A 24,963-nucleotide genomic window follows, 5' to 3' on the forward strand; every position below is an offset into this window, starting at 1 on the left:
GAGGGTCAATCTTCGGCCGCGCGGGCCATGGCGTGGCGTGCGGTGGCGAAGCACAGGGCGGCGAGGACGATCAGCGGCAGCAGCAACGCGGCGTTCGGCGCGCGGCCGAAGAGCACCGCCTCGCGAAGCGCGTCGGCGACGCGGGTCAGCGGGTTCCAGCGCGCCACGGCCGCCAGCCAGTCCGGCATCTGGCGGGTGGGGACCAGCGCGGTGCTGGTGAACAACAATGGCATGTTCACCACGTGAACGAACACGGCCATGCTCTCCTGCGCCCGCGTCCGCAGGGCGATCCAGCACGAAAGGCATCCGTACGCCACGCCGAACGCCGCCAGGGCGAGGATGGCGACGACCAGCCCCAGCGCGCTGGGCCGCAGCCGCGCGCCGAGCAGCATCCCCAGCAGCGCGACCGCCAGGGCCTGCAGCAGAAGGCGGCTCACGTCCGCCGCCACCTTGCCGCCCAGCATCCACCCGGGATGGGACGTGGCGCCCGACATCCGCTGCGCGAAACCGGTCTGAAGGTCGCGCACCAGCTCGATCCCCGCCTGCGACGCGCCGAACAGCACCGTCATCGCGGCGACGCCGGGGAGCAGAAAGTCCAGGTACGAAAGCCCCGCGTACGCCGGGCCCAGGCTGAAGCGGTGGAAGAGAAAGCCGAAGATCAGCATCCAGAACAGCGGCTGCACGAGCGAAAACGTCAGCTGCACCGGCCGGCGCAGCGTCTTGCTCCACGTCCGCCGCGCCGTCTCCCTTCCGAGACGCAAGGGGATCATCACCGGCGGCCGGAAACGATGCTCTGTTGCGTGCTCATTTAGATGGCCCGATGGTGATTGAGATCAGATTCTTCGCTTCCTTCAGCATGACCTTGAGGCCGCGGAAAAATGCCTCAGTGAGCATCACATCTCTTACCTGCTGCAAGGATTTCCCGCTCTCAACCAGTGTGTGGATTTTCGTGAGAAATCTCTGTAGCCCGCCTTCCTCTTCTGCCAAAATTGCTAACAATCCTGCATCAACCTTAATGAAACTGTCCATCTCTGGTGTGTCGGAGAATATCAGCGTCGGGCAGTTATGCACTGAAAACTGACCCGAGCAGCATCGAAAAGCTGACCGCTCAGAGCTTTGGACGCATAGTACGCGTGCTGTGTCCTTAGAGAAGAAAGCCTGCCAGACAAGGAGATCCTGAGCGATAGCGATCTCAGCGCTCTGGTTCACCCCAGTGAGCATCAAAACCCAATAAGTGATCGCAACTCCCTGCTGATCCCAAAGATCAAGGACCTGTGGATTTTGTGCTATCCGCAGGGCGTGCTCAAATGCTTCAGCAAGGTCAGCCCCTTCCCCTAATCTAAGATTTCTCACCAAGGCTTCAGCGACATCCGCCCTAAGTGGCACAAGAGCACGACCCGGTAAAGGGTTCATCGACATTCAGCCCTCCTGAACTGCTGAGGAATGCCGAGGTCCAGGCAAGATACCCGCGTTTTCAACATGCTCGCGCAGGGCCTGGCGTGCCCGGTGCACATACGTTATTGCAACCAGCGGCGAGATCCCGAGCATAGCGCCGACTTCTTCGTAGGAATAACCCCCGACGTTGTGCAGAATGAATGCAGAGCGTTGTTTCTCCGGAAGTTCGGCGATTGCGTGTGCTAATTCCATCCGGTCCGGTGGACTACTTTGGAGTCCAGTTTGCCCAGATTCTCCGCTAATTTCGATTGCTCCAGAGCCTACTGACGTGGCCCGGCGCGTTCGATGCACAATTAAGTTACGAGCAATTCGGGTCGCCAAGGCTCCGATCTGGCCGAGGTCGTTTATCGTGGCGAGCCTGTCGAGGTCGACAAAAATCTTACTAAATGTTTCGACGACGATCTCCTCCGCGTCCGTAGCGCTCGTTAGTCTGACCGCATAATCGTAAATCGCCGGCGCTAGCTGCCGAAAAAGCAACGCCAACTCGTCTTCGTCACCTGCTCGGAGCTTCTCCGTATTCAATTCACTTTTACCCATCGTTCCTCCGTTTCCGTTCGTACTAGTCCGCCGCGTGGTTCCGCAGCACGTACACGCCGCTCATCCGCGCCTCCCCCCGCCCCGTCCGCCGCCGCCTCCTCCTCCACGACCTCCGCCGCGTCCTGGACGAGGCGGAGAACCCGGCGCGCTCCCCGTCAGCCGAAAGTAGGCGGCCGCCAGGTCCGGCTCGTCGCGCACCAGCCCGCGGAAGGCGATCCCCCGTGCCTCCAGCAGGTGAAGCAACGGCTCGATCGGGGAATGGTTGGCGCGCCAGAGTGTGACGCCCGACGCATCCACCGATGCGTCCGCGACCTCGGGGAGGGCCGCGATGGATTCCCGCAGACCGGCGACATCCGCCTCGCTGGCTGGGCGTTCGAACGTGACGGCCACGCGGGCCCGGGCGTGGGCGGCGACCAACTCCGCGGGCGATCCATCCGCCACAAGGCGACCGGAATGCAGCAGCAGCACGCGGTCGCAGTGGGCACCCGCATCCGCCAGGTCGTGCGTGGCGACGATGACGGTGTTGCCCTCGTCCCGCCACGCGGCCAACCGACGCCACAGTTCGGCGCGGCCGCGCGGGTCGAGGCTGGTCGTGGGCTCGTCCAGCAGCAGCAGCCGCGGGCCGTGCATCATTTCCAGCCCCAGGTGAAGCCGCTGCCGCTCCCCGCCGGACCAGGTGCCGACACGGCGCTGGACGAACGGCTCCAGCCCCGCTTCGTCCACCACGCGCCCCAGGCAGCCGTCCCGCTCGCTCCGCGGCAGGCCGCGCAGCGCGTGGAACAGGCGCAGCGTTTCCCAGCCCGTCATCTCCGGGTCCAGTGCCACGTCCTGCCCCGCATACCCGGTGAGCGGCCGGAGGGCGGCGCGGTCGCGGCGCGGATCGAGACCCATCACCCGCAGTTCGCCCGAATCCGCCACGAGCGCACCGTGGATGAGCTTCAGCAGCGTGGATTTTCCGGAGCCGTTGCCGCCGATGAGCGCCGTCAACGTCCCCGCCGACAGGGCGAAGCGCACGCCGTCGAGCGCGCGGATCCCGCCCGCGAACGAGCGGGAGACGCCGTCGGCGCGGACGGCGTCAGTCGGCGTAGACGATGGTGCCGGCATGCTCGCCCCGCACGGCCGCCGCGATGCGGTCGGGATCGCGCCCGTTCACCACCTGGAACTGCTTCACCAGGCGGCAGTTGAGCAGCAGGTCGGGCAGCACCTCGTCGAACGGAAGCGTCCGCAGCGCACGCTTCTTCAGCTCGCGCGCGCCGATGCTGTCGATGAACGAGGCCCCGGGGTTCTCCTTGGGATCGTCATCGTACAGCCCGTCCACGTCCTTGATCAGCGTCACCGTCTTGCACCCGAAGCACTCGGCCAGGAGGAAGCAGCCGGCGTCCGTGCGGTGCGGCGGGATGCGGCCGATGTGCGGCGGGTGCTCCCAGATGGAGTAGGGCGGCACGCCGTTGAAGATCACCCCCGGCGCCGAGTGGATGAACAGCGGCAGCAGGTGGCCGAAAATCTCAGGCGGAATGGCGACCACGCCGTACGGCGCCAGCAGCGTGCCCAGGATGTGCGCGTTCCCCAGCGCGTCGGCCACGGACACCTGGGCCAGCACGCCGGTGGGCAGCCCCAGGTCGAGCCCGATGGAGAAGACGTGGCGGCTTCGGACTCCGCCGCCCACGCCCAGGATCAGCCGCTCGGTCTTCAGCAGCTCGGCCAGCACCTCCACCACGGGATAGGTGACGGCGCGGCCGGCGTCCAGCACCGAGCGGCCACCCACCTTCACCACGTGCACGTTGGGAAGCATGCGCACCACGGGCGCCTCGGTGCCGGCCATCACGCCCCGGTCCACCAGGCTTTCCCTCATCAGGCTGGACGTCACGTGGTGACGCCGGTCGGTCGTCGTATCGGACATGGAGATGGATTCGGTGGTGGGCGGATGAGGGGTCAGTCGGCAGTGATCAGCGTGCCCACGTCCTCGCCCTCGAGCGCGCGGGTGAGGTTGCCGGGAACGAGCCCGTTGATGATGCGAATCGATCGGCGGTTCTCGGCGTGCTCCATCAGCTCCAGGACGGCGCGCTCCACCACCACGTCGTCCAGGTCCAGCTCCTTCAGCTCGCCCAGGGTGATGCGGGGAATGAACTTCGCTCCCTTGTCCTTCTTGGGGTCGGCCGTGTACAGCCCGTCCTCGTCCTTGACGAAGATCATGGACTTGGTGCCGAACACCTCGCTCACCAGGTAGCAGCCGGTGTCCGTTCGATGCGGGGGGATGCGTCCGACGGCGGGGTTCTGCTGCCAGAAGGTGTAGGGCGGCATGCCAAAGAAGATGCAGGCGCCGCGCTCTTCCAGGTACAGCGGCAGCTGGGGAAACTGCACGGGCTCGATGAAGGGAATGCCGTGCTTGGCCAGCAGGTAGTGCAGCATGCGCGCGTTCTGCATGCTCACGAAGGTGCCCAGCACGCTCAGCACGCCGGTGGGCATCCCCAGGTCGATGCCCACGCTGTAGGCGTGCCGCGCGCGGGTGCCCGCCCCCGTGCCGATGATCATCTTGTGGCGGCCCAGGTTGGCCACGATCTCGTCGATCAGGGGAAAGACGGCGGCGCGTCCCCGGTCGATGAAGCTCTGGCCGCCCACCTTCACGACGTTGGCGTCGGGAAGAATCTGCACCAGCGGATGGGGGGCGGTGCGCGCCAGCAGCTCGGCGTCGGTCAGGTTGCCGGTAACCAGCGACTGGCCCAGCGCGGTCAGCAGTTCGGCTTGCATGGATGGAGGAGCGGGGGATGGATTCCGGCGCGGCGGAGGATCCGCGGCGCGCGGGGAGTTCAGATACGGATGGCCTGGATCTCGAACGATTCGTCCTGCGGCAGCGGCCGCTGCAGGTCGCCGAACTCGGCAAGCGCCCACTCGGCGAGCGCGTGGAGGACGCGCTCCTTGGTGGGGTCCGGCAGCTCCAGCCCGGCGAGCCCCGCCTTCTCGCGCCACGAGGCGAGCGAATCAGCCGGGCTGTGCATCGTAGTCCACCGCGCCGCCTCGCGGGGCGGGTGCCGCACGGCCCCGATGGCTTCCAGCGCGTCGAACACGGCATCCGCGTGGCGCTCGCCGCTGCGGCCTGCGTATCCCTCGTCCCTGAGGAGCTGTCGCATCCGGCGGCGCAGCACGGAGCGCGGCGAGTCGGGTGGCCGGCGAACGCGGCCGACGGCCAGCCATCCGCCGGGCGCGAGCACCCGCCGCGTCTCTGCCGCGGCGTGCGCCGTCTCCACGTGATGCAGCGCCCGGGCGGCGAAGACGACGTCCACCTCGCCATCACCCGCGGGCCACAGCCCGTTTCCGTCCGCCACGTGCAGCTCCGGCTGCAGCCCAGCTTCCGCCGCGTGCTGGCGGAAGACGTCGAGCATGGCGGGGGAGCGGTCGAAGCCCACGTAGCGAATGGGACGGCGCAGCAGCGGCAGGCTCAGGTTTCCCGTTCCCGCGCCCACTTCCAGCCATCGCTGTCCCCTGGCGATTCCGACGATTTCGGCCAGGGACGCGGCGATGGATTCCGCCGCGTGCGCGGGAAGCCCGGCGCGCTCGTCGAAGCGCGCCGCCTGGTCGTCGTACAGCACCTGCGGGGCCTGGGGCGGTTCCACGAAATCCGGGATGGGATCGGGGCGGGGCTGCGCTCGGCGCGCATCACTGTACGTCGCGGCGCGGGTTTTCGCAAATCCCGTCGCGGTATGGTGCATTTTGCAGTCGAGCGCTTCGGCACGTATGCTGTTCGCGCATCCGCCGCCCGGCCCTCCCCTCCACACCCTTCCGAGACGAAGCAATGACGCACGAAGCCGACGTGATCATCGTGGGGGCGGGGCTGGCCGGGCTGGTGGCCGCCGCCGAGCTGGCCGAGGCGGGGCGCAGCCTGATCATCGTGGAGCAGGAGCCCGAGGCGTCGCTGGGCGGGCAGGCGTTCTGGTCGTTCGGCGGGCTGTTCCTGGTCGACAGCCCCGAGCAGCGGCGCATGAAGATCAAGGACTCCCGCGAGCTGGCGCTGAGGGACTGGATGGGAACCGCGGGGTTCGACCGCGACGAGGACCACTGGCCGCGCAAGTGGGCCGAGGCGTACGTGGACTTTGCCGCGGGGGAGAAGCGGGCGTGGCTGTGGGAGCGCGGGCTGCGGTTCTTTCCCGTGGTGGGGTGGGCGGAGCGTGGCGGATACGGAGCCATCGGCCACGGCAACTCGGTGCCGCGCTTCCACGTTACGTGGGGCACGGGCCCGGCCGTGGTGGAGCCCTTCATCCAGCGGGTGCGCGAGGCAGAGACGCGGGGCTTGGTCCGCTTCGCGTTCCGCCACCAGGTGGACGGGCTGACGCTGACGAACGGCGTGGTGGACGGCGTGCACGGCACGGTGCTGGAGCCCAGCGCGATGGAGCGGGGGCGGCCCAGCTCGCGGACGGCGGTGGGCCAGTTCGCCTTCCGCGCGCAGGCGGTGATCGTCACCTCGGGGGGCATCGGCGGCAACCACGAGATGGTGCGCAGGAACTGGCCGCCCCGGCTGGGCCCCGCGCCGGCGCGGATGATCTCGGGGGTGCCCGCGCACGTGGACGGGCGCATGCTGGGCATCGCGCAGGAGGCGGGCGGGGCGATCATCAACCCCGACCGCATGTGGCACTACACCGAGGGGCTGCACAACTGGGCCCCCATCTGGCCAATGCACGGCATCCGCATCCTTCCCGGCCCGTCGTCGCTGTGGGTGGACGCGCGCGGCCGGCGGCTGCCTCCGCCGCTCTTTCCCGGGTTCGACACGCTGGGCACGCTGGAGCACATCACGAAGACGGGATACGACCACACCTGGTTCGTGCTGACGCAGCGCATCATCGAAAAGGAGTTCGCGCTTTCCGGCTCGGAGCAGAATCCCGACCTGACGGGAAAGAGCGTGCGCCAGGTGCTGGGCCGCGTGCTTCCGGGCGCGCCGGGGCCGGTGGAGGCGTTCAAGAAGAACGGGGTGGATTTCGTCGTCGAGCGCACGCTCCCCGAACTGGTGCGCGGGATGAACGCTCTCACCGGCGAGCCGCTGATCGACCTGGAGGCGCTGGAGGCGGAGATCGTGGCGCGCGACGCCCAGCTCGACAATCCCTTCGGAAAGGACGCGCAGATCACGGCCATCCGCGGCGCGCGCAACTACTTGGGCGACAAGCTGATCCGCGTGGCCAAGCCGCACCGGCTGCTGGACCCCGCTGCGGGCCCGCTGATCGCGGTTCGCCTGAGCATCCTCACCCGCAAGACGCTGGGCGGGCTGCACACCGACCTGTCCGCGCGCGTGCTGCAGGCCGACGGCCAAGTGCTTCCGGGGCTGTACGCGGCGGGTGAGGCGGCGGGCTTCGGCGGCGGGGGAATGCACGGGTACCGCGCGCTGGAAGGCACCTTCCTGGGCGGCTGCATCTTCTCGGGCCGCACCGCGGGGCGGGCTGCCGCGGTGCTCGCGTAAACTGCAACAGCGGGTTTCACACGGAGGGCACGGAGGACACGGAGGAAAAGCGGAAAAAGCAAAAAGGAGGGGAGAGAAAAGGTGGCGGATCTTCCCCGGCCCAATTCCTTCCTCCTGTTTTTCCTCCTCCGTGTCCTCCGTGCCCTCCGTGTGAGGCGCAGTTTTCTCAGCCGGGGCGGCGGGTGGTGATGAGGATCACGCCGTTCATCCCGCGGAGGCCGTACGAGGCGGCGGAGGCGGCATCGCGCAGCACGTCGATGCGAACCACGTCCGACGGCATGATGCCCTCCAGCGCGCTGCCAGGACGCATGGCGTGCACGGGCGTTCCATCCACCACGAACAGCGGCTCCCCGCCCGCCCCGAAGTTGCCCGCGCCCCGGATCCGCACGAGGTAGCCGCCGTCTCCCGTCTGCGTGACCTGCACTCCGGGCACGCGCCCCCGCAGCATCTCTTCCACCCGCGTCACCCGCTGGTTCCGCAGGCTCCGCCCGTGCACCGAGCTCACCGCCCCCGTCACGCGACCCGCCGGAACGGTCCCGTAGCCGATGTCCACCTCGTCCTCCGGCTCGGGCTCCGTGGACGGCGACGCCGAACGCGCGCCGCACCCGGCCAGCAGCACGGCCGCGCACAGGCAGAGCGGCATCCTCCAGCGGACGATCGGGCGAGTGGCCATCGGTGCCTCCTCATGGTTGCGTTCATCCGCCGGGACCGGCTTTACACCATCAAGCCTGCTGCACACCGGGGGCCACGGACACGCTGGCCGGAGCGGCGGCGGATGGAGCGAGCGGCAGGGTACGGAGCCGGGGAGCCGGATCGCCGGGCTCCTCCGCATTTCCGTCCCCGCGTGAAGGGAAAACCCCCGCGTCCGCGTCGGGAGCGTGGGGCGGCTCCGCGCGTGCGATCGCGGAGGTTTCCGCATCGCCGCGGCCCCGTGTGGGGACCATCTTGTCAGCAGGTTGACGGACACCTTCGACCTTTTGACGGGAGATTCACCATGAGCACGCACGCGCTCCGGCGCTTTCGCCTTTTGTCGTGGCCGTTCCGCAGCCCGTTCTCGTCGCCGCTGTGGCTGGCGCTGCGGATGTACCTGGGCCTGGTGTGGATGAACTTCGGGCTCGGAAAGATCCGGGCGGGATGGCTGACGAGCAATCCGCTCCGCCCCCTGCTGACCGCCGTCGCCGAGGGGCAGACGCAAACGCCGCTGGACTTCTACACGCACGTCGCCCGGCTGATGGTGGACACCGGCGCCGACAGCCTGCTCTCGGTGCTGATTCCCCTGGCCGAGGTGGCGGTGGCGATCTCGTTCTTTTCGGGCGTGCTCCTGGTGCCGGCGGCCATCATTGCGATCGGCATCAACCTAAACCTGATCCTGGCGGGCATCGCGTCGGTGCACTTCGACGGCAGGATCATCGTGATGCAGGTGCTGCTGCTCGCGGCGTGGCGTGTGGCGGGACTGCTGGGGGTGGGGACGCTGGTGAGGCGGATGTGGCCCCGGCTGCATGTCGTGCGGAAGGTGACGGTCTGAGAGTGCCCCTCCCCGGCCCCTCCCCGCACGGTACTGCTGTGCGGAGAGGGGAGAAGTTCGGGTGAGCGGGGCGGGTTGTGGCGAATGCCGCGGCCGCCCCCCTCTCCCGGCCTCTCCCCCATAAACCCCATGGGGGAGAGGAGAATTCGATTGCGCTCCGGCCGGCCCCGCGCACTCTGCGGGAACGCGGGCAGGGTTCAGTGCGGTTCGAGGAGCCCGGCGCACGCCCCTGGCAGCCCTCATCTCCCCGGCCCTCTCCCCCGCAAGCGGGGGAAAGGGAGAATTCGATCGCACTCCGGCTGGCTTCGCGCACTCGACTGCGCGTGCAGTCCGCGAAGGCGGACTTTGGGCCTTTGTTGCCGCGACTTCAGTCGCCCCAGCAGGGCCGGCGCCCCTCTCAAATTCACCCGCCGGTCAACTCCTTGGCCGCGCCGCGATCCAGGATCCACACCATCTCCCCCGCCGGGCGAACCAGCTGCGCGGGGATGCGATATGGATCGATCGGCCCCTCCAGCGCGGACCGGACGATGGACGCCTTGCCCGCCCCCAGCGCGAGCATCTCCACGCGTCGCGCCGTGTTCAAGACGGGGACAGTCAGCGTGAGCCGCCACTCCCCCAGCGGCCGGTGCAGCGACCAGCCGACGGTGCGCTCGGCATCGCGAAGCAGGTCATCGAAGGGAAAGAGCGACGCCGTGTGCCCGTCTGGGCCGATCCCCAGGTGAACCAGGTCGAACCGCGGGACCCCCGGGCCGAAGAACGCCTCCAGTTCCGCCGCATACCTCGCGGCGCCCTCGCGAGGCGGAAGCTCGCCCGGCATGCGGTGTACGTTCCGTGGCGGAATGGGCACGCGGGTGATGAATGCCGCGTTCGCCATCCGGAAGTTGCTGCGCGGATGACCCGGCGTAACGCAGCGGTCGTCGCCCCAGAACAGGTGCACGCCCTCCCACGGGATCATCGACCGGAACGGCTCGTCCCCCAGCATCTGATACGACTGCTCCGGCGCGCTCCCGCCTGAGAGAGCCACGCTGAACCGGCCGCGTGAGCGCACAGCCTCCACGGCGTGGCGTGCGAAGCTCTCCGCGGAAGCGCGAGAGGCGGCCTGCGCATCGGCGTAGACTTCGATGCGGGAGGCCCCGGGGTGAACGACCTCGGCGGATGTCGGCTGCGTGGACACGATGGTTTCCGTTGCTTACGTTCCGGCATCGGCCCCGGTCCGTCTCCGGGGCGCTGATGCACGATCCTGACTGGAGGTTGCGCGTGCTGTTTCGCCGCGGTCCCAAGGTTCCCCCACCCCGCCCGCCGGACCTGCCGTTCGACGAGGCGGCGCGCGACGCCCTCGGCAACGCGACGGCCGAGGCGCAGAAGGCCAACGTAGGCGCCGTGCATGCCGAGCACCTGCTCTACGCGCTGATGGCCGACCCCTCGGGCCTGGCGGCGCGCGCATTCGAGCGGCTGGGGCACGAGCCTGCGATGGTGCGCCGGCGGATGGAGCACGCCTCGCCGCCGCGCGCGTGGGGCCTGCGCGCGCCCGTGCTCCCCTACGCGGACGACGTGAAAGGCGCCATCGAGTTCGCCATGCGCGAAGCCCGCGCGGCCGGCCTTCACCAGGTGGGCGCGGGCGAACTGCTGCTCGGCGTGCTGCAATCGCCGATGGGCGTCCCGGCGCGCATCTTCGGCCAGATGGAGATCACCGCCACGGCCCTCCGCGCCGCCCTCAAGGCCGGAACCCACCCGACCGAACCGTAGCGCCGGCCGCGCGCGGACCCCATCGCCCTGTGCGCCGGCTGTCGCCCCCCATCCCCAACCCTTCCCCCGCAAACTGCGCGGGGGAAGGGAGCCAGTTGAGTGCGCGGGGCCAGCCGGACCGCAATCGAATTCTCCCTTTCCCCCGCTTGCGGGGGAGAGGGCCGGGGAGAGAGGGCTGCCAGGGGCATGCGCCGGGTTCCCCGAAGCGCACCGTTCCTCGCCCGCGTCCCCCATCCCATGCGCGAGGCCGACCGGAGCGCAATTGAATTCTCCTCTCCCCCATGGGGTTTATGGGGGAGAGGTTGGGAGAGGGGGGCGGCCTCGGCATGCGCCAAACCCGGCCTCACCCCGCCGCCTACCCGTCCTTCGACCCGATTCCCTTCCACGCTGCCGAATTACCCTGTCGGCTGGTGCCAGCTGCGCCCCTCCTGCGCCAGCAACTCGTCGGCGCAGCGCGGGCCCCACGACTCCGCCGGGTACTCCTCCGGCTCGCCCTCGCGCTCCCATGCTTCCAGGATGGGCGTCACCAGGGTCCACGCGGCCTCCACCTCGTCGCGCCGGGCGAACAGCGTGGCGTCGCCCAGCATGGCATCCAGCAGCAGCCGCTGGTACGCCTCGGGAGATTCCACCCCGAACGCGCGGTTGTAGTCGAAGTCCATCGACACCGCCCGCAATGGCCCTCGGATCCCCGGCTCCTTGGCCTCGAAGAACAGCGACATCCCCTCGTCGGGCTGAATGTGCAGCACCAGTGCATTGGGCGCGGGCGAATCGCAGTGCACCAAGTCGCGGATGGGGTGTGGCGCGGGGCGAAAGCGGATCACCACCTCGCTCTGCTTCCCCGCCAGCTTCTTCCCCGTCCGCAGGTAGAAAGGCACGCCCTCCCACCGCCAGTTGTCCACCGTCAGCCGCACGGCCGCGTACGTCTCGGTGCGCGACCCCTCGGGCACGTTCGCCTCGTCCAGGTAGCCGCGATCGTCCTCGCCGCCCTTTCCCGACGCGCCGTATCGGCCACGCACCGCCCACCGCCCGATGTCGTCGCCCTGCAGCAGGGGGATGGACTGCAGCACCTTCACCTTTTCGTTGCGGATGGAATCGGCGTCGTACGAGGCCGGCGGCTCCATCGCCACGAGGGTCAGGATCTGCAGGAGGTGGCTCTGGATCATGTCGCGCAGGGCGCCGCTGCGGTCGTAGTAGCCCGCGCGGCCCTCCACCCCCACGCTCTCGGCCACGGTGATCTGCACGTGGTCGACGTAGTTGCGGCTCCACAGCGGCTCCCAGATGGTGTTCGCGAACCGGAACACCAGCAGGTTCTGCAGCGTTTCCTTGCCCAGGTAGTGGTCGATGCGGAAGATCTGCCGCTCGCGGAACACCTCCAGCAGGCTGGCGTTCAGCCCCTGGGCGCTCTCCAGGTCGCGCCCGAAGGGCTTTTCGACGATGATCCGCGTCCACGCCGGGTCCTTCGCGCCGGTCACCAGCCCGGCGCGTCCCAGTCCCTGCGCTGTCTGGGCGATGACGGAGGGCGGGAGCGCCAGGTAGAACATGCGGTTCCCCTGCGTGCCGCAGTCGCGCTCCACCTCTTCCAGCACCTGCTTCAGCCGATTGAAGGTCCCGGGATCGTCTGTAGACCCGTGCACGTAGCGGATGCGGCGCGAGAACCCGGCCCAGTCGTCGGCGTCGGGCTCCTCGTCGAACTCCGCCAGCGCGCCCCGCATCCGCTCGCGGAAGTCGTCCTCGCCGATCTCCTCGCGCGAGTTGCCGACGATGGCGAAGCCTTCCGGCAGCAGCCCGTCGGCGCGCAGGGCCCAGAGCGCGGGCATCAGCTTGCGGCGCGTCAGATCACCCGTGCCGCCGAAGATCACCAGCGCCAGCGGGTCGGGCGTGCGCACCCGGGCGCCGGCCTCGGTCATGGGCGTGCGCAGCGGCGTTTCGCCCGCGGGCGGCGCCGCGGGAACGTCGCCCAGGTCCGGCCGGCCGTCGTCCGTGGCCTCGTCGCTCACGCCCCCGCCCCGTCCGTCGTCTTGATGGAGTGGCCGCCGAACTGGTTGCGCAGCGCGGCCACCACCTGCGCCGAGTACGACTGCTCCTGGCGCGAGCGGAAGCGCGCCAGCAGCGACAGAGTGATGACCGGCGCGGGCACGTCCAGCGCCATCGCGGTCTCCACGGTCCACCGCCCCTCGCCCGAATCCGCGACCCAGTCCTTGATGCGCTCCAGCGCCGGCCCCTCTTCGGCGTACGCCCGCTCCAGCAGCTCCAGCAGCCACGAGCGGACCACGCTGCCGTGGTTCCACAGCGAGGCGACCCCCTCCAGGTCGTACTCGAAGCCGGACTTGTGGAGGATCTCAAAGCCCTCGGCGTACGCCTGCAGCAGGCCGTACTCGATGCCGTTGTGCACCATCTTGGCGAAGTGGCCAGACCCGCTGGGGCCCACGTGCGCGTAGCCGCCCTCCGGGGCGAGGGTGCGGAACACGGGCTCGCACACCGCGGCGGCCTCGGGCGCGCCCCCCACCATCAGGCAGTAGCCGTTCTCCAGCCCCCAGATGCCACCGCTGGTGCCGGCGTCCATCAGCCGCAGCCCGCGCGTTTCCAGTTCGGCCGCGCGCCGCTTGCTGTCGTTGTAGTTGCTGTTGCCGCCGTCGATCAGCACGTCGCCGGGGCCGCAGATGTCGGCCAGGTCGCTCAGCACCTGCTCCGTCGGCGGGCCGGCGGGCACCATCACCCACACGGCCCGCGGCGGCTCCAGCGCGGCCACCAGTTCCTGCAGCGACGCCGCCGCCTTTGCACCCGACGCCTCGGCCACGGCGCGCGTGACCTCGGGGTCGCGGTCGAACACCACGAGTTCGTGCCCGCCGCGCGTCAGCCGCTGCGCCATGTTGCCGCCCATCTTTCCGAGCCCCACCATCCCCAGCCGCATCCGCCCTCCCGCTGTCCCGGTGTCGTGGATCGATCTTCGTCGCGCCCCTCCGCTGCAAGTCCCGGCCCGGCAGACCGCGTGCGACGTTGCCGGCCGGCATCCGCGCGATGTACGTTCCGATGGAACCGCCGTGCCGACAGGGGCATGCGCCCGGCCGAGAGGCGATCGCGATCCGGTGCCTGAACGGGAGCGTTTCGTTGAACTCCGAGTTGAAGTGTCCGCGCTGCGGCACCGAGAACGTGCGCGACCTGGACCTGGTGCGCGCGGAAGGCAGCTCTCACATCCACATCGAGAGCGAGAGCACACCCACGGGGCTCGCCATCTTCAGCGGCGCCCCGTTATGGGCCCGCAACCGGCGGATCTCCTCGCACGGGACCATCCAGTCGGAGCTCGCCCGGTCGCTCGGCCCGCCGGCCCCGCCCCGGTGGGGGATGATCGCGTTCGCGGTCTTTCTGCTGTACATGCTGAGCATCTTCCTGAACCACGTCGCCCCACACCTGGTGGGCGCGCGGATGCTGGACATCGCCCGGCCGCTGACGGGGCTGGTGGTGCTTGGCGCGGCGTGGCTGCTGGCCCGCCGGTACCGCGACCGGCGGGAACAGTGGGAGGACGCCGTCCGCAGGTGGGACCGCTCATTCCTGTGCAACCGCTGTGGGATGGTGTTCGAGTTCGAGTTCCCCGACACCGCCGGAGACGAGCCGCGATGACAAAGAGGCGCCCCCGCTGAAGGGGCGCCTCTTTCGTTCGTCCGCGCGGTGGCGGGTCAGCCTTCCTGGATGTTGATCGGGCCGTTGGTGGTGACGGCGCGGATGGTGGGACCGCCGCCGTTGATGTCGGTGTTGATGTTGGCGCCGGGACGCCAGCCGCGCTCGCCGGGGCGGCGCTGGTCCGCGCGGATGGCGCGCGGAACGTTCACCGGGCCGTGCACCGTGCGGGCCTCCAGGTGCGCCGCGTATCCCTCCGGCATGCGGACGCTCACGGGGCCGTTCACCGTCTCGGCATCCAGCCGCTCGCCCGTCCAGCGGCGGCCGGTCAGCCGCACGTTCACCGGCCCGTTCTGCGTGCGCGCGGTGACGTTTCCGGACAGCTCCGACAGGTTCAGCGGGCCGTTGTGGGCGCGCAGGTTCATCGTCCCGGACACGCGCTCCACGTTGATCGGCCCGTTGTGCGTGCGCACGTCCAGGTTGGTCCGCGCCGGGACGAGGATTTCGTAGTTCACGGCCCAGCCGCTGTTGTCCCCCATCTCCGGGCCGCTGGCGCCGATGGTACCGCCCGTGTTCACACGGATCTGCTGCGCCGTCGACCGCGCCCGCTCATCGCTGCCGGCCCAGGCCTGCACGCGCGCCTGCACCACGATGTCGCGCCCCTCGTGCGTGCGAACCGACACGCCGCCGTTCTGCCCCGCGTCGATCGTCAGCGAGCCACGCGCCGGGATGCGGGTTTCGCGCACCTCGCAATGCGTCACGCGATTGTTGTTCTGGCGGTAGTTGCGGCGGCACTGCTCCACCCACTCCTCCGCGGAGCGCTGGGCGAGCGCGGGCGTGGCGAGCAGGAGGGAAGCCATCGGGAGAAGAAGGACGGAAGTGCGCATCGGTACGCTCCGGGCCAGTCGGGGACTCAACAGGCAGCATCGTGCAGCCTGGACCACCCTATGATGCGCGGCGGGAGCGGATGGTTTGGATGACCGTGCGCGCGCGGGAATACGCGAACGGACCGCACCCGAATCCGGGACGGTCCGTTCGCTGAGCCGGTGCGGCATTCTGGCCGCGGGCGAGGCGTGAAGGCTGGGAGTATCGAACGCGCTACATCGAAAGAACGTCGCACATGGAAGGGCACTGCATTCTGGTTCAGCCTCCATCACCCGCCACCGGCCAAGCATTAAGGGGTGCATCTGTAACGCATCCACGTAGCAACCGCTGGACCACGGGAAAAACGATCGGCCCAAAGTGAGCCGTGCCCCCTAAATCCTTCTCCAAGGATAGGTTACATTACCCCTTGACGAAGCTCGAGTGTGCAGCAGCTGGGTCAATCGTGGTACAATTTGTGGCACGCGGGCCACAGCCTCTGTCTCACCGTGGCCACCGCAAGGCCACCCCTCGCGACATCGAGAGTCCGCGCATGAAAAAGCTCCCCGGCCGCGAACGGCCGGGGAGCTTCGACATCGATCCAGCGGAATCAGGCGCCTTGGGCCACGCGCGCCAGCTTGCTTTCCACCGAGCCGATCAGCTCGCGGAACGACTTGATGAACTTGTCTACGCCCTCGCGCTGCAGCTGGTCGGTCACCGCGTCCATGTCGATGCCCAGCTCGGCAAGCGTGCGCAGGTCCTGGTGGGCCGCCTCCACGTCCTGGTCCACCGTGCGGCGAGCGACCCCATGGTCGGCGAACGCCTCCACCGTGTTCAGCGGCATGGTGTTCACCGTGTGCGGGCCGATCAGCTCCTCCACGTAGATCACGTCGCGGTACGCCGGGCTCTTGGTGGAGGTGCTGGCCCACAGCGGCCGCTGCACCCGGGCGCCGGCGGAGGCCAGCCGCTCCCACCGCGCACCCGAGAACACCTGGGCGAAGCGCTCGTACGCCAGCTTGGCGTTCGCCACGGCCGCCTTGCCCGACATCGCCCGGGCAAGCGCCGCCTGCCCGTCGTCCGCGGCCGAGCACGCGAGCTTCTCCAGCTGTGCGTCCACCGCCGAATCCACGCGCGATACGAAGAACGAGGCGACCGATGCCACGCGGTCCAGCGGCTGCCCGGCCTGCTGCCGGCGCTCCAGCCCGCGCAGGTACGCCTCCATCACCTGCTCGTAGTTCTTCACCGAGAACAGCAGGGTGATGTTCACGTTGAAGCCGTCGGCCAGCAGCTGCTCGATGGCGGGGATGCCCGCCTCGGTGCCCGGCACCTTGATCATCAGGTTGGGCCGGTCCACCGCCTCGCGCAGGCGCCGCGCCTCGTCCAGCGTGCCCTGCGTGTCGTGCGCCAGCTCGGGCGACACTTCGAGCGACACGAAGCCGTCGTGGCCCTCGGCGCGATCGTACACGCCGCGGAACAGGTCGCAGGCGCGGCGGATGTCCTCCACCGCCAGCGACTCGTACGCGGCGGACGCGCCGGCCTGCGACGCCGCCAGCTCGCCCACGGCGTCGTCGTAGTCGGTGCTGTCGCCGATCGCCTGCTCGAAGATCGAGGGATTGGAGGTCACGCCGCGCAGGTCGTAGCGGCGGATCATCTCCTCCAGCTCGCCGTTGTCCAGGATGCCGCGGCGGATGTAGTCCAGCCACACGCTCTGCCCCAGCGCGTGCAGCTCGTGCAGCGGATTTCCCTCGTCGCGCACCGCGTCGGTCGGATGCTTGGTTTCGGCCATGGTATGGTCTCGCTCTCTTGAAAGTGCGTCAGTGCGTTAGTGCGTTAGTGCGGGAGTGAACGGCACCGCCCTAGATGCCACCGTCGGCTGCCGTGCATGGAAGCGACTTCCGCACTCACGCACTTCCGCACTCACGCACTTCCGCACTCACGCACTCTTCTCATCGGTTCCGTGCGCCGTCGGTCCGGCGTCGCCGGCGCCCTGCGCGTGACCGCTGCCGATCCCCAGCAGCCCCTTGGCCTTGGCGGCGACGTTCTCGGCGCTGAAGCCCAGCTCCTGGAACACGCGCGTCGCCGGGGCCGAGGCGCCGAAGTGGCTGATGCCGATCACCTCGCCCTCGCCCACCCAGCGGTGCCAGCCCATGGGGTGCGCGGCCTCGATGGCTACGCGCGCCTTGACGGCCGGAGGGATCACCTCGTCCCGATACTCCTTGGTCTGCTGGGCGAACAGCGCCCAACTGGGCATGCTCACCACGCGCGCGCGGATCCCATCGGCCTCCAGTGCGGTCCGCGCCTCCAGGGCGACCGCGACTTCCGAGCCGCTGGCGATCAGGATGGCCTGCGGGTCGCCGCCCTCCGCATCCGCCAGCACGTACGCGCCGCGGCGCAGGCCTGACGCGGGGGCCATCGTTTCGCGGTCGATGTGCGGCAGCGCCTGCCGGGTGAGCGCGAAGAAGACGGGGCCCTCGCGGTGCTCCATCGCGAACCGCCACGCTTCCACCGTCTCGTTGGCGTCTGCCGGGCGAAGGTCGATCAGCCCGGGGATGGTGCGCAGCGACGGAAGCTGCTCGATGGGCTGGTGCGTGGGGCCGTCCTCGCCCAGGCCGACGGAATCGTGCGTGTAGATGTAGATGGCGGGCTGCTCCATCAGCGCGGCAAGGCGCACCGGCGGCCGCATGTACTCGCTGAAGATCAGGAAGGTGCCGCCGTACACGCGCACGCCGCCGTGCAGCGTCATGCCGTTCATCAGCGAGCCCATCGCGTGCTCGCGAACGCCGAAGTGCAGGTTGCGGCCGGTGTAGTCGGGCGGCAGAAAGCTGCCGGCGCCCTCGATCATGGTGTTGTTGGAGCCGGCCAGGTCCGCCGACCCGCCGATCAGCCAGTTCACCTTCTTGGCGATGGCATTCAGCGCCTTGCCCGACGCCGCGCGCGTGGCGATGGGCTTGTCGTCCTTGGTCCACACGGGCAGGTCCGCGTCCCACCCCTCGGGGAGGGTGCGCGAAAGCGCCTGCTCCAGCGCCGCGGCCGCGTCGGGGTGAGCCGCGCGGTAGGCGTCGAAGCGCGCCTGCCACTCGCGCTGCCGCTCCGCGCCGCGCTGGCCGATCTCGCGCATGTGGTCCAGCGCCTCCTGCGGGACGTGGAACGACTCGGTGGAGGGCCAGCCCAGGTTCTGCTTGGTCTTGACGATCTCCTCGGCGCCCAGCGGCTCGCCGTGCGCCTTTTCGCTGCCGGCCTTGTTGGGTGACCCGAAGCCGATGATGGTGCGCACGGAAATCATCGACGGGCGGGGATCGGCCTGGGCGGCGCGGATGGCGGCGTCGATGGCCTCCAGGTCGTTGCCGTCCTCCACCCGCTGTGTGTGCCAACCGTACGCCTCGAAGCGCTGCTCCACGTTCTCGGTGAACGCCAGCTCCGTGTCACCCTCGATGGTGATGCGGTTGTCGTCCCAGAAGTAGATGAGCTTGCCCAGCTTCAGGTGGCCCGCCACGGACGCCGCCTCGGCCGCCACGCCCTCCATCAGGTCACCGTCGGAGCAGATGGCGTAGACGTAGTGGTCGATGACGTTGTGCTCCGGGCGGTTGTGCACCGCGGCCACGTGCGCCTCGGCCATGGCCATCCCCACGCCGTTGGCGAAGCCCTGTCCCAGCGGGCCGGTGGTGGTCTCCACGCCGTCGGTCATCCCGTACTCGGGGTGGCCGGGCGTCTTGCTTTCCCACTGGCGGAAGTTCTTCAGGTCGTCCAGCGTCAGGCCGTAGCCGCTCAGGTACAGCAGCGAGTACAGCAGCATGGACGCGTGCCCGGCGGAAAGGATGAACCGGTCGCGGTCCACCCACTGCGGGTCTGCGGGGTTGTGCTTCAGGTGGCGCGTCCAGATGACGTACGCCAGCGGCGCCAGCGCCATGGGGGTGCCGGGGTGGCCGGAGTTGGCCGCCTGCACCGCGTCCATCGACAGCGTGCGGATGGTGTTGATGCAGAGCTGGTCCAGCTCGCGCGAGTCAGCGCCCGGATTGGCCATCGATGTGTCGTCCCGTCTGGGTGATTCGGTACCGTGATTGGGGGAGGGCCCCTCCCCCGGCCCCTCCCCGCATCGAAGCCAGAGGAGAGGCGAGAACTTCGCCCGCAGCGCCCGAAGCGCGGTGTCATCCCGATGGAGCGGCCACTCCCGGTCGGCCCAAACGCCATAAACGGCAGCGATTGAGGGATCCGCCACACACATCGCGCGCCGCACATGGACGGAGGCACGAAGGAGTCCTAATCGGGGGTTCGACCAGGTGCCCGCGCATGCGTCGGCGGGCCCCTCCCCCGGCAAACTACGCCGGGAGAGGGGAGAACTTCGAGCGGGGTTCGACCGGGTGCCTCGCATGCTACGGCAGCCCCCTCCCCCCGGCCCCCATCCCCCGCTTCGCAGGGGAGGGGGAGACCTGAACTGCGCGTCGGCTGGCTCCCGACGCCGAACCGTCCGGTGCAGTCCGCGCAGGCGGACTTCGTGACGTTCCAGGCGCGGTTTCAACCGCCGGGACAGGGCCACGGGCATGCTCCCGTCCAGACGATACGCCCGAACCCGAAGTGTACCCCCTCTCCCACGCTGTTTGTGGGAGAGGGTGGACGAGCCTAGGCGAGGACGGGTGAGGGCCCCACGGCAGCCGAGGCCTCGGCATTCGTGACCGCTGCCGCGCCCAACCTTGGACGTGCCCCAGGCTAGATCCTTCGGCCCGCGTCGTGTGGCGTACGGGCAGATACAGTGCGCCTGGGCCTCAGGATGACAGGCTTCGCGCACTCGGCTGCGTCTCATCGGCGAGGCGGGTGAGGGCTCGGGCGGCGTGATACACCTCGTGCGCCTCGGCGTCCGGCTGCAGCACCACACCCTCGCGGTCCGCCGCCGCGAACTCCATCGCGTCCCCGATCACCCCCAGCCGCTCCAGCGCGACCAGCGCGGCGCCGCGGAGCGTGGTTTCGGGATCCGGCGCCAGGCGCAGCGGCCGGCCTAGCGCATCCGCTACCATGCGGGCCCACGCGGGCGACGCATGCAGCGCGCCGCCGCCGGCCACCACCTCCGCGGCCGGGCCGCCGTCCGCCTCCACAGCATCCAGCGCGTCCGCCATCGTGAACGCCGCCGCTTCCAGCCACGCCCGCGCGATCTCCACCGGGCCCGTCGCCTGCGTCATCCCCGCCATCACCGCCCATTCCGGTCCCCCGGGCCGGGGCGGACGCTCCGGCACCAGGCGCGGAACCACCGTCATCCCGTGCGCCGCTGGACGCATCGCCGAGAGCTGCGCCTCCAGCTCGTCCGCGGGCGGAAGGGCCAGCACGTGCCGCAGCCAGGCGAAGATGTTCCCCGCGTTCGATGTCGCCCGTCCCGTGACGGTGCGCCGCGCGTCCAGGCGGTAGCACCAGAGCCCCGGCGGAACGGCCGGCGCGGGATCGTCGCGCAGCACGCGCACCGCCGCCGTCGTGCCGACCGTGAGCCCCACCGTGCGGCCGACCGCGCCCATCCCCAGGCTGGCGCACGCGCCATCGCCCAGGGCAGGAAACCAGGGGATCGCCGCCAGCTCCGGCCAGCGGGCGGCGAACTCCGGCGTCAGTCCTCGAAGCGGCTCGTCACTGATGTCGGGCAGTCGCTCGGGGGACAGGCCGACTGCGTCGACGACGGCATCGTCCCACTGCATCCGGCGCAGGTCCATCAGCCCCGTGCCGGACGCCATCGACACCGACGTGCGCGCCTCGCCGAACAGCCGCAGCGCCAGCACCTCGCCGATGGAGCCCCAGGTGGCGGCGCGCGGGAAGGTATCGCCCGCCGCGCCGTGGAGCCAGACCAGCCGCGCCGCCGGGTACGCCTCGTGGACGAAGCAGCCGGTCCGCAGGTGCACCACTTCCGCATCCAGCCTCGAACGCAGCGCATCCGCGGCGGCGCGGGCGCGGCCGTCGCCCCAGCCGGTGAGCGGGGTGACGGGGCATCCCTCCGCGTCCATCCCCACCAGGCCGTGCCAGAAAGTGGCGAGCGCTACGGCCGCGGGTTCGATCTCGGCTTCCCGGCCGATCGCCACCGCCCGGTCGATGGCGCGAAGGCAGCGGGCCAGCAGCGACTCCGCATCCACCTGCATCCCGCCGTCCGGCGTGGAGTCCCACGCGTACAGCTCGCGCGCGGCCTCCGCGAGCGGAGCGCAGGACGCGTCCAGCCACTGCGCCCGCACGGACGACGAGCCCACGTCGACCGCGAGGATCCATGGCCCGCGCCGGGCGGGCGGAACGGCGGTGCTCATGAGGAGCGCAATCTACCGTCGCAGGCGCGCCGGGGCCACGAACGAACGAGGCGCCCCCGCCAGCCGGCGAAGGCGCCCCGTCTCCCGGATCGCAATCAGAAGTTCCCGGTCCCGCTGACCCCGCGGTTGTCGAAGTCCTCACGCAGCCGCTCGGTCGCTTCCCGCGCCAGCCGGTGCGTTTCCTCCAGGTCGGCGCCAGCACCCGTGCCGGAGCCTGATCCACTGGTGCCCCCGGGCGAGCTGCTCATCCCGCCGTGCCGCGACGGCCGGTCGCTTTCGTCCGCGCCGTGCAGGTAGTCGGAGCCCGCCTGCCCTTCGCTCTTGCTCCAGTCCCGGCCGCCGGTCTCCGGGCTGCTCGTCCCGCTGACGTCGCCGCCCGCGGCCGACATCGACTGTGCGGCACCCAGCCCCGAGCCGGTGCCCGGCGTGTTGTCGAGCCCCGCGGTATCCAGGTCCTGGTCCGTCGGAATCCGGTCGTCGTTCGCCATTGGGAGCTCCCCCGTGTTCTCGTGAGCAGGCCGATGTCCCGGTGCCGCAACCACATCGGCGCGCTTTCGTGATGATTCCGCGCGTCACCGGGGGCCAAAGGCACGTGCAACTGGCGTTCCATCCACCGCACTGTCGCAGCCTCTACAGCATTTGACAAACGTTATACAATGCGGTACGCTTCTGGCGGAAGCCGGCGGGCGGCAGCGTAGCCGGGTGGCACGCGGGCCCCGTCAAATCACAGGAGCAGAATCCGATGCAGACTACCGCGACCCAGAGCACCAACGACGTCCTGACGCGCGCCGACGTACTTACCGAGGACGAACTCGACACCCTGCCGATGGGCATGATCCAGCTGGACCGCAACGGCACGGTGCTCAAGTTCAACCAGGCGGAAAGCACCCTGGCGCACGTGGACAAGAAGGACGCGATCGGAAAGAGCTTCTTCGACGAGGTGGCGCCGTGCACCAAGGTGCAGCAGTTCCACGGCGCCTTCGTGCAGGGCGTGCAGCAGCGCAGCCTGCACACCGCCTTTCCGTACCAGTTCCGCTTTCGCGACGGACGGCAGAAGAACGTGAATATCTCCATGTTCTACAGCGCCAGCACCGATTCCGTGTGGGTGCTGGTGCAGCGGCCGCAGTCCTGAGTTTCGCGCGGCGGAACGCAGTCTGAAGTAGCGGGGGGCGGGGCGCACCACCAGCGCCGCGCCCCCCTATGAGTATGGACCACGAGCGGAGGGTGGATGGCGACACGAGAGTGGCCGCGCAGGCTGGGGTTCGCGGTAAAGGTGGTGGGCCGCGAGGGGATGAAGAGCAACGATTCGCGGCGCTGGCAGAGCGATCCGCACGTGCGAACCTCCATCCAGTACCTGCGCGACATCCTGGACTACCTCGACAAGGTCGACATCCGGATGTACCGCATCTCGTCGGACTTCGTGCCCTACTGCACGCATCCGGACCTGCCCCGGTTCCACGGCCAGATCCCGGAATGCCGCGACGAGCTCGCCGAGCTGGGCCGCACGGCCCGCGAGCGAGGTATCCGCCTGTCGCTGCACCCCTCGCAGTACGTGCTGCTGTCAGCGCTGGACCCGGCCATCAGCGACAAGGGGATCTGGGACGTCAACAGCCAGGCCGAGCTGCTGGACGCGATGGAGCAGGGGCCCGAGGCGGTGGTGGTGCTTCACCTGGGAGGCGCCTACGGAGACAAGAACGCGGCGATCGGGCGGTTCATCGAGAACTATCCGCGCCTGTCCGAGGCCGGCCGGCGGCGGCTGGTGATCGAGAACGACGAAACGCTGTACACCGTGCAGGACTGCCTGCGCGTGCACGAGGCCACGGGGGTGCGGCTGATCTTCGACCACCAGCACCACCTGCTGAACCCGGGAACCCTGCCGATGGGCGAGGCGTGCCGCGCCGCCCTTCGCACCTGGCCCGCCGGCGTGCAGCCCAAGGTGCACTTCTCGTCGCCGAAGCTGGATTCACGGACGGTCACCCGCGGCAAGAAGGAGGTGCTGGCGCCCCCGCTGCTGTCGCAGCACGCGGACTACGTGCACCCGTGGGAGTTCGCGGGCTTTCTGCGCGAGGCGGGTCCGGAGCCCTTCGACGTGATGCTCGAGGCCAAGATGAAGGACACGGCACTGCTCAAGCTGCGCGCAGACCTCGGCAAGCTCGGTCTCTGGTGAGTGGCGGCGTCAGTGCGGCCTGCGCAAGCGCCTGCGCCGCAGGAACTTGCGTGCGTTCCCAGGGTCATACTCAGGGTACCGGGATCCAGGAGATGGAATGACCCGCAAGCACTTTCTGGGCAGCCTTGCCGGCCTCGCCGCCGCGCCGCTGCTCAGCTCGTTCAAGGGAGGGACTGTGGACGCAGCCGGACCGGAAGAGGGGCAGGAGATCCCGAAGCTCCGCAAGCCGAAGTCCGAGTGGCGCCGGCTGCTTCCGGCCGCCGCCTACGCCGTGCTGTTCGAGGATGACACGGAGCGGCCGTTCAGCAGCCCGTTGAACAATGAGAAGCGCGAGGGCGTGTTCGTCTGCGCCGCCTGCAGCCTGCCGCTCTTCCAGTCTGCCGCCAAGTTCGAAAGCGGCACCGGCTGGCCCAGCTTCTTCCAGCCGATCGCGGGGCGGGTGGGCACCAAGCGAGACTACTGGATGGTCTTCCCGCGCACGGAGTACCACTGCATCCGGTGCGAGGGCCACCAGGGCCACGTCTTCAACGACGGGCCGCGGCCCACGGGCAAGCGCTACTGCAACAACGGCCTGGCGCTCCAGTTTGTTCCCGCCGGGCAGCGGCTTCCGGCGCTGAGGACCTGATTCCGCCACTCACCGTGGACGCAGACGGTTCCACTTACGGGAAAGGGGGGCAGCCGGTGATCCGGCTGCCCCCTTCGACATGTTCGTCCCGAGCAGGGAATGGTCCTTGCCACCCTGCCGCAAACGTTTGAATCCATGGTCCGTGCGGTGATCGTACACCGCACATGGTCCACGCGGCCCTGCGACCGTCGAGTGGTGACGCGCGGCCCGGGTCCGCCGTCTGACAGGCGAAAGCAACACACCCGAATGCAGGAGAGAAGTGGGATGTACTCTGTAGGAGACGCCGGCCAGGATGCCGGGAACGTGGAAAGTCCGAATGGCCAGCAGGTGTTCCGCGTGTGGAGCGATGGACAGGGCACGTACGTATTGAGAATCGGAGAGGAGATGTCGCTCTCCGCGTTTCGCGATGTGGTTTTCGAAGGTGACCGTGGGGCGTGCCTCACCTTCGTCTCGCAGCGCCTCGCGCCCGAGCCTGCCGACACCGAGCAGCGGCCCCGGCCGATTCCCCAGGCCATGGCGGCTGCCTGACCCACAGACTTCCTCTGCTTGGCCGAACTGCATGCCTCTGTTGTTTGTGAGGCAGAAACGCCAAACGCCCGCCCTGATCACGAGGATCAGGGCGGGCGTTCGGAATAAAAGGCCGGCGGCGCCGTACTCTCCCACCGGGTGGCCCCGGCAGTACCATCCGCGCAGCGGGTTTTCACTTCCGAGTTCGGGATGGGA

General features: G+C 69.4%; 24 protein-coding genes and 1 rRNA gene. 8 read left to right on the forward strand and 17 right to left on the reverse strand.

Translation table 11 applies throughout. The features are described 5' to 3' along the window. Positions 1 to 5 precede the first annotated feature (5 nt). From VF632_RS27865 to VF632_RS27895, 7 genes are read right to left on the reverse strand one after another with little or no spacing between them, the layout of a single operon-like run. Entirely contained in the window at positions 6 to 770 is a 765-nt protein-coding gene (locus VF632_RS27865; RefSeq protein ID WP_331026241.1) for an ABC transporter permease, read from the reverse strand. 34 nt (positions 771 to 804) lie between these two features. Further along, a complete protein-coding gene (locus tag VF632_RS27870) occupies positions 805 to 1,419 on the reverse strand; it encodes a hypothetical protein (protein ID WP_331026242.1) in 615 nt (204 codons plus the stop codon). After that, on the reverse strand, positions 1,420 to 1,992 hold the full coding sequence (locus VF632_RS27875; protein ID WP_331026243.1) for an RNA polymerase sigma factor: 573 nt from the start codon (positions 1,990 to 1,992) through the stop codon (positions 1,420 to 1,422). A 60-nt stretch (positions 1,993 to 2,052) separates the two neighbouring features. Then, a complete protein-coding gene (locus VF632_RS27880) occupies positions 2,053 to 3,096 on the reverse strand; it encodes an ABC transporter ATP-binding protein (protein WP_331026244.1) in 1,044 nt (347 codons plus the stop codon). Next, a complete protein-coding gene (locus VF632_RS27885; RefSeq protein WP_331026245.1) occupies positions 3,068 to 3,892 on the reverse strand; it encodes a hypothetical protein in 825 nt (274 codons plus the stop codon). The genes VF632_RS27880 and VF632_RS27885 overlap by 29 nt, the downstream gene beginning before the upstream one ends. Positions 3,893 to 3,924: 32 nt before the next feature. Next, complete coding sequence (locus VF632_RS27890; protein WP_331026246.1) at positions 3,925 to 4,740, reverse strand: hypothetical protein; 816 nt, start codon at positions 4,738 to 4,740, stop codon at positions 3,925 to 3,927. Positions 4,741 to 4,799: 59 nt separating this feature from the next. Beyond that, positions 4,800 to 5,603 carry a class I SAM-dependent methyltransferase gene (locus VF632_RS27895; protein WP_331026247.1) on the reverse strand — a complete coding sequence of 268 codons (804 nt, stop codon included), beginning with the start codon at positions 5,601 to 5,603 and terminating at the stop codon, positions 4,800 to 4,802. 179 nt (positions 5,604 to 5,782) lie between these two features. On the opposite strand from VF632_RS27895, the gene VF632_RS27900 reads away from it, so the two are divergent. Further along, complete coding sequence (locus VF632_RS27900; RefSeq protein WP_331026248.1) at positions 5,783 to 7,435, forward strand: FAD-binding dehydrogenase; 1,653 nt, start codon at positions 5,783 to 5,785, stop codon at positions 7,433 to 7,435. A 166-nt stretch (positions 7,436 to 7,601) separates the two neighbouring features. Here VF632_RS27900 and VF632_RS27905 read toward each other — a convergent pair whose 3' ends face one another. Further along, positions 7,602 to 8,108 carry a TonB-dependent receptor plug domain-containing protein gene (locus VF632_RS27905; RefSeq protein WP_331026249.1) on the reverse strand — a complete coding sequence of 169 codons (507 nt, stop codon included), beginning with the start codon at positions 8,106 to 8,108 and terminating at the stop codon, positions 7,602 to 7,604. A gap of 321 nt (positions 8,109 to 8,429) precedes the next feature. On the opposite strand from VF632_RS27905, the gene VF632_RS27910 reads away from it, so the two are divergent. Beyond that, positions 8,430 to 8,960 carry a hypothetical protein gene (locus tag VF632_RS27910; protein ID WP_331026250.1) on the forward strand — a complete coding sequence of 177 codons (531 nt, stop codon included), beginning with the start codon at positions 8,430 to 8,432 and terminating at the stop codon, positions 8,958 to 8,960. 403 nt (positions 8,961 to 9,363) lie between these two features. On the opposite strand, the gene pgl is transcribed toward VF632_RS27910, so the two are convergent. Next, positions 9,364 to 10,134 (reverse strand): 6-phosphogluconolactonase, encoded by a 771-nt coding sequence (pgl, locus tag VF632_RS27915; protein WP_331026251.1) that lies wholly within the window; start codon positions 10,132 to 10,134, stop codon positions 9,364 to 9,366. A gap of 83 nt (positions 10,135 to 10,217) precedes the next feature. Here pgl and VF632_RS27920 point away from each other — a divergent pair, with 83 nt between their 5' ends. Next, positions 10,218 to 10,706 carry a Clp protease N-terminal domain-containing protein gene (locus VF632_RS27920; RefSeq protein WP_331026252.1) on the forward strand — a complete coding sequence of 163 codons (489 nt, stop codon included), beginning with the start codon at positions 10,218 to 10,220 and terminating at the stop codon, positions 10,704 to 10,706. A gap of 395 nt (positions 10,707 to 11,101) precedes the next feature. Here VF632_RS27920 and zwf read toward each other — a convergent pair whose 3' ends face one another. Both zwf and gnd read right to left on the reverse strand, forming a co-directional pair. Further along, a complete protein-coding gene (zwf, locus tag VF632_RS27925) occupies positions 11,102 to 12,703 on the reverse strand; it encodes a glucose-6-phosphate dehydrogenase (protein WP_331026253.1) in 1,602 nt (533 codons plus the stop codon). After that, positions 12,700 to 13,617, reverse strand: a complete 918-nt coding sequence (gene gnd / locus VF632_RS27930) for a phosphogluconate dehydrogenase (NAD(+)-dependent, decarboxylating) (RefSeq protein ID WP_331026254.1) — start codon at positions 13,615 to 13,617, stop codon at positions 12,700 to 12,702. The genes zwf and gnd overlap by 4 nt, the downstream gene beginning before the upstream one ends. 197 nt (positions 13,618 to 13,814) lie before the next feature. Here gnd and VF632_RS27935 point away from each other — a divergent pair, with 197 nt between their 5' ends. Further along, complete coding sequence (locus VF632_RS27935; RefSeq protein WP_331026255.1) at positions 13,815 to 14,324, forward strand: hypothetical protein; 510 nt, start codon at positions 13,815 to 13,817, stop codon at positions 14,322 to 14,324. A gap of 56 nt (positions 14,325 to 14,380) precedes the next feature. Here VF632_RS27935 and VF632_RS27940 read toward each other — a convergent pair whose 3' ends face one another. From VF632_RS27940 to VF632_RS27960, 5 genes are all read right to left on the reverse strand, one after another. Further along, positions 14,381 to 15,208 carry a DUF4097 family beta strand repeat-containing protein gene (locus VF632_RS27940; protein ID WP_331026256.1) on the reverse strand — a complete coding sequence of 276 codons (828 nt, stop codon included), beginning with the start codon at positions 15,206 to 15,208 and terminating at the stop codon, positions 14,381 to 14,383. Positions 15,209 to 15,792: 584 nt separating this feature from the next. Next, positions 15,793 to 16,968: a transaldolase gene (tal, locus tag VF632_RS27945; protein ID WP_331026257.1), complete on the reverse strand. Its 1,176-nt coding sequence runs from the start codon at positions 16,966 to 16,968 to the stop codon at positions 15,793 to 15,795. A 147-nt stretch (positions 16,969 to 17,115) separates the two neighbouring features. After that, positions 17,116 to 19,203: a transketolase gene (tkt, locus tag VF632_RS27950; RefSeq protein ID WP_331026258.1), complete on the reverse strand. Its 2,088-nt coding sequence runs from the start codon at positions 19,201 to 19,203 to the stop codon at positions 17,116 to 17,118. A gap of 739 nt (positions 19,204 to 19,942) precedes the next feature. After that, entirely contained in the window at positions 19,943 to 21,448 is a 1,506-nt protein-coding gene (locus VF632_RS27955; protein WP_331026259.1) for a gluconokinase, read from the reverse strand. A 95-nt stretch (positions 21,449 to 21,543) separates the two neighbouring features. Continuing rightward, positions 21,544 to 21,936: a hypothetical protein gene (locus VF632_RS27960; protein ID WP_331026260.1), complete on the reverse strand. Its 393-nt coding sequence runs from the start codon at positions 21,934 to 21,936 to the stop codon at positions 21,544 to 21,546. 254 nt (positions 21,937 to 22,190) lie between these two features. Here VF632_RS27960 and VF632_RS27965 point away from each other — a divergent pair, with 254 nt between their 5' ends. The 4 genes from VF632_RS27965 to VF632_RS27980 all read left to right on the forward strand — a co-directional run bounded on the left by VF632_RS27965 (position 22,191) and on the right by VF632_RS27980 (position 24,768). Beyond that, positions 22,191 to 22,580, forward strand: coding sequence for a PAS domain-containing protein (locus VF632_RS27965; RefSeq protein ID WP_331026261.1), 390 nt, complete (start codon positions 22,191 to 22,193; stop codon positions 22,578 to 22,580). Between the two features lie 96 nt (positions 22,581 to 22,676). Further along, positions 22,677 to 23,615: a UV DNA damage repair endonuclease UvsE gene (gene uvsE / locus VF632_RS27970; protein WP_331026262.1), complete on the forward strand. Its 939-nt coding sequence runs from the start codon at positions 22,677 to 22,679 to the stop codon at positions 23,613 to 23,615. A gap of 97 nt (positions 23,616 to 23,712) precedes the next feature. Continuing rightward, on the forward strand, positions 23,713 to 24,240 hold the full coding sequence (msrB, locus tag VF632_RS27975; protein WP_331026263.1) for a peptide-methionine (R)-S-oxide reductase MsrB: 528 nt from the start codon (positions 23,713 to 23,715) through the stop codon (positions 24,238 to 24,240). Between the two features lie 264 nt (positions 24,241 to 24,504). Beyond that, positions 24,505 to 24,768, forward strand: a complete 264-nt coding sequence (locus VF632_RS27980; RefSeq protein WP_331026264.1) for a hypothetical protein — start codon at positions 24,505 to 24,507, stop codon at positions 24,766 to 24,768. A 110-nt stretch (positions 24,769 to 24,878) separates the two neighbouring features. Here the strand turns inward: VF632_RS27980 and rrf are convergent. Continuing rightward, positions 24,879 to 24,963: ribosomal RNA gene (rrf, locus tag VF632_RS27985) — 5S ribosomal RNA — on the reverse strand; the annotation flags it as partial.

The organism is Longimicrobium sp. (genome assembly GCF_036388275.1).
GTDB lineage: Bacteria > Gemmatimonadota > Gemmatimonadetes > Longimicrobiales > Longimicrobiaceae > Longimicrobium.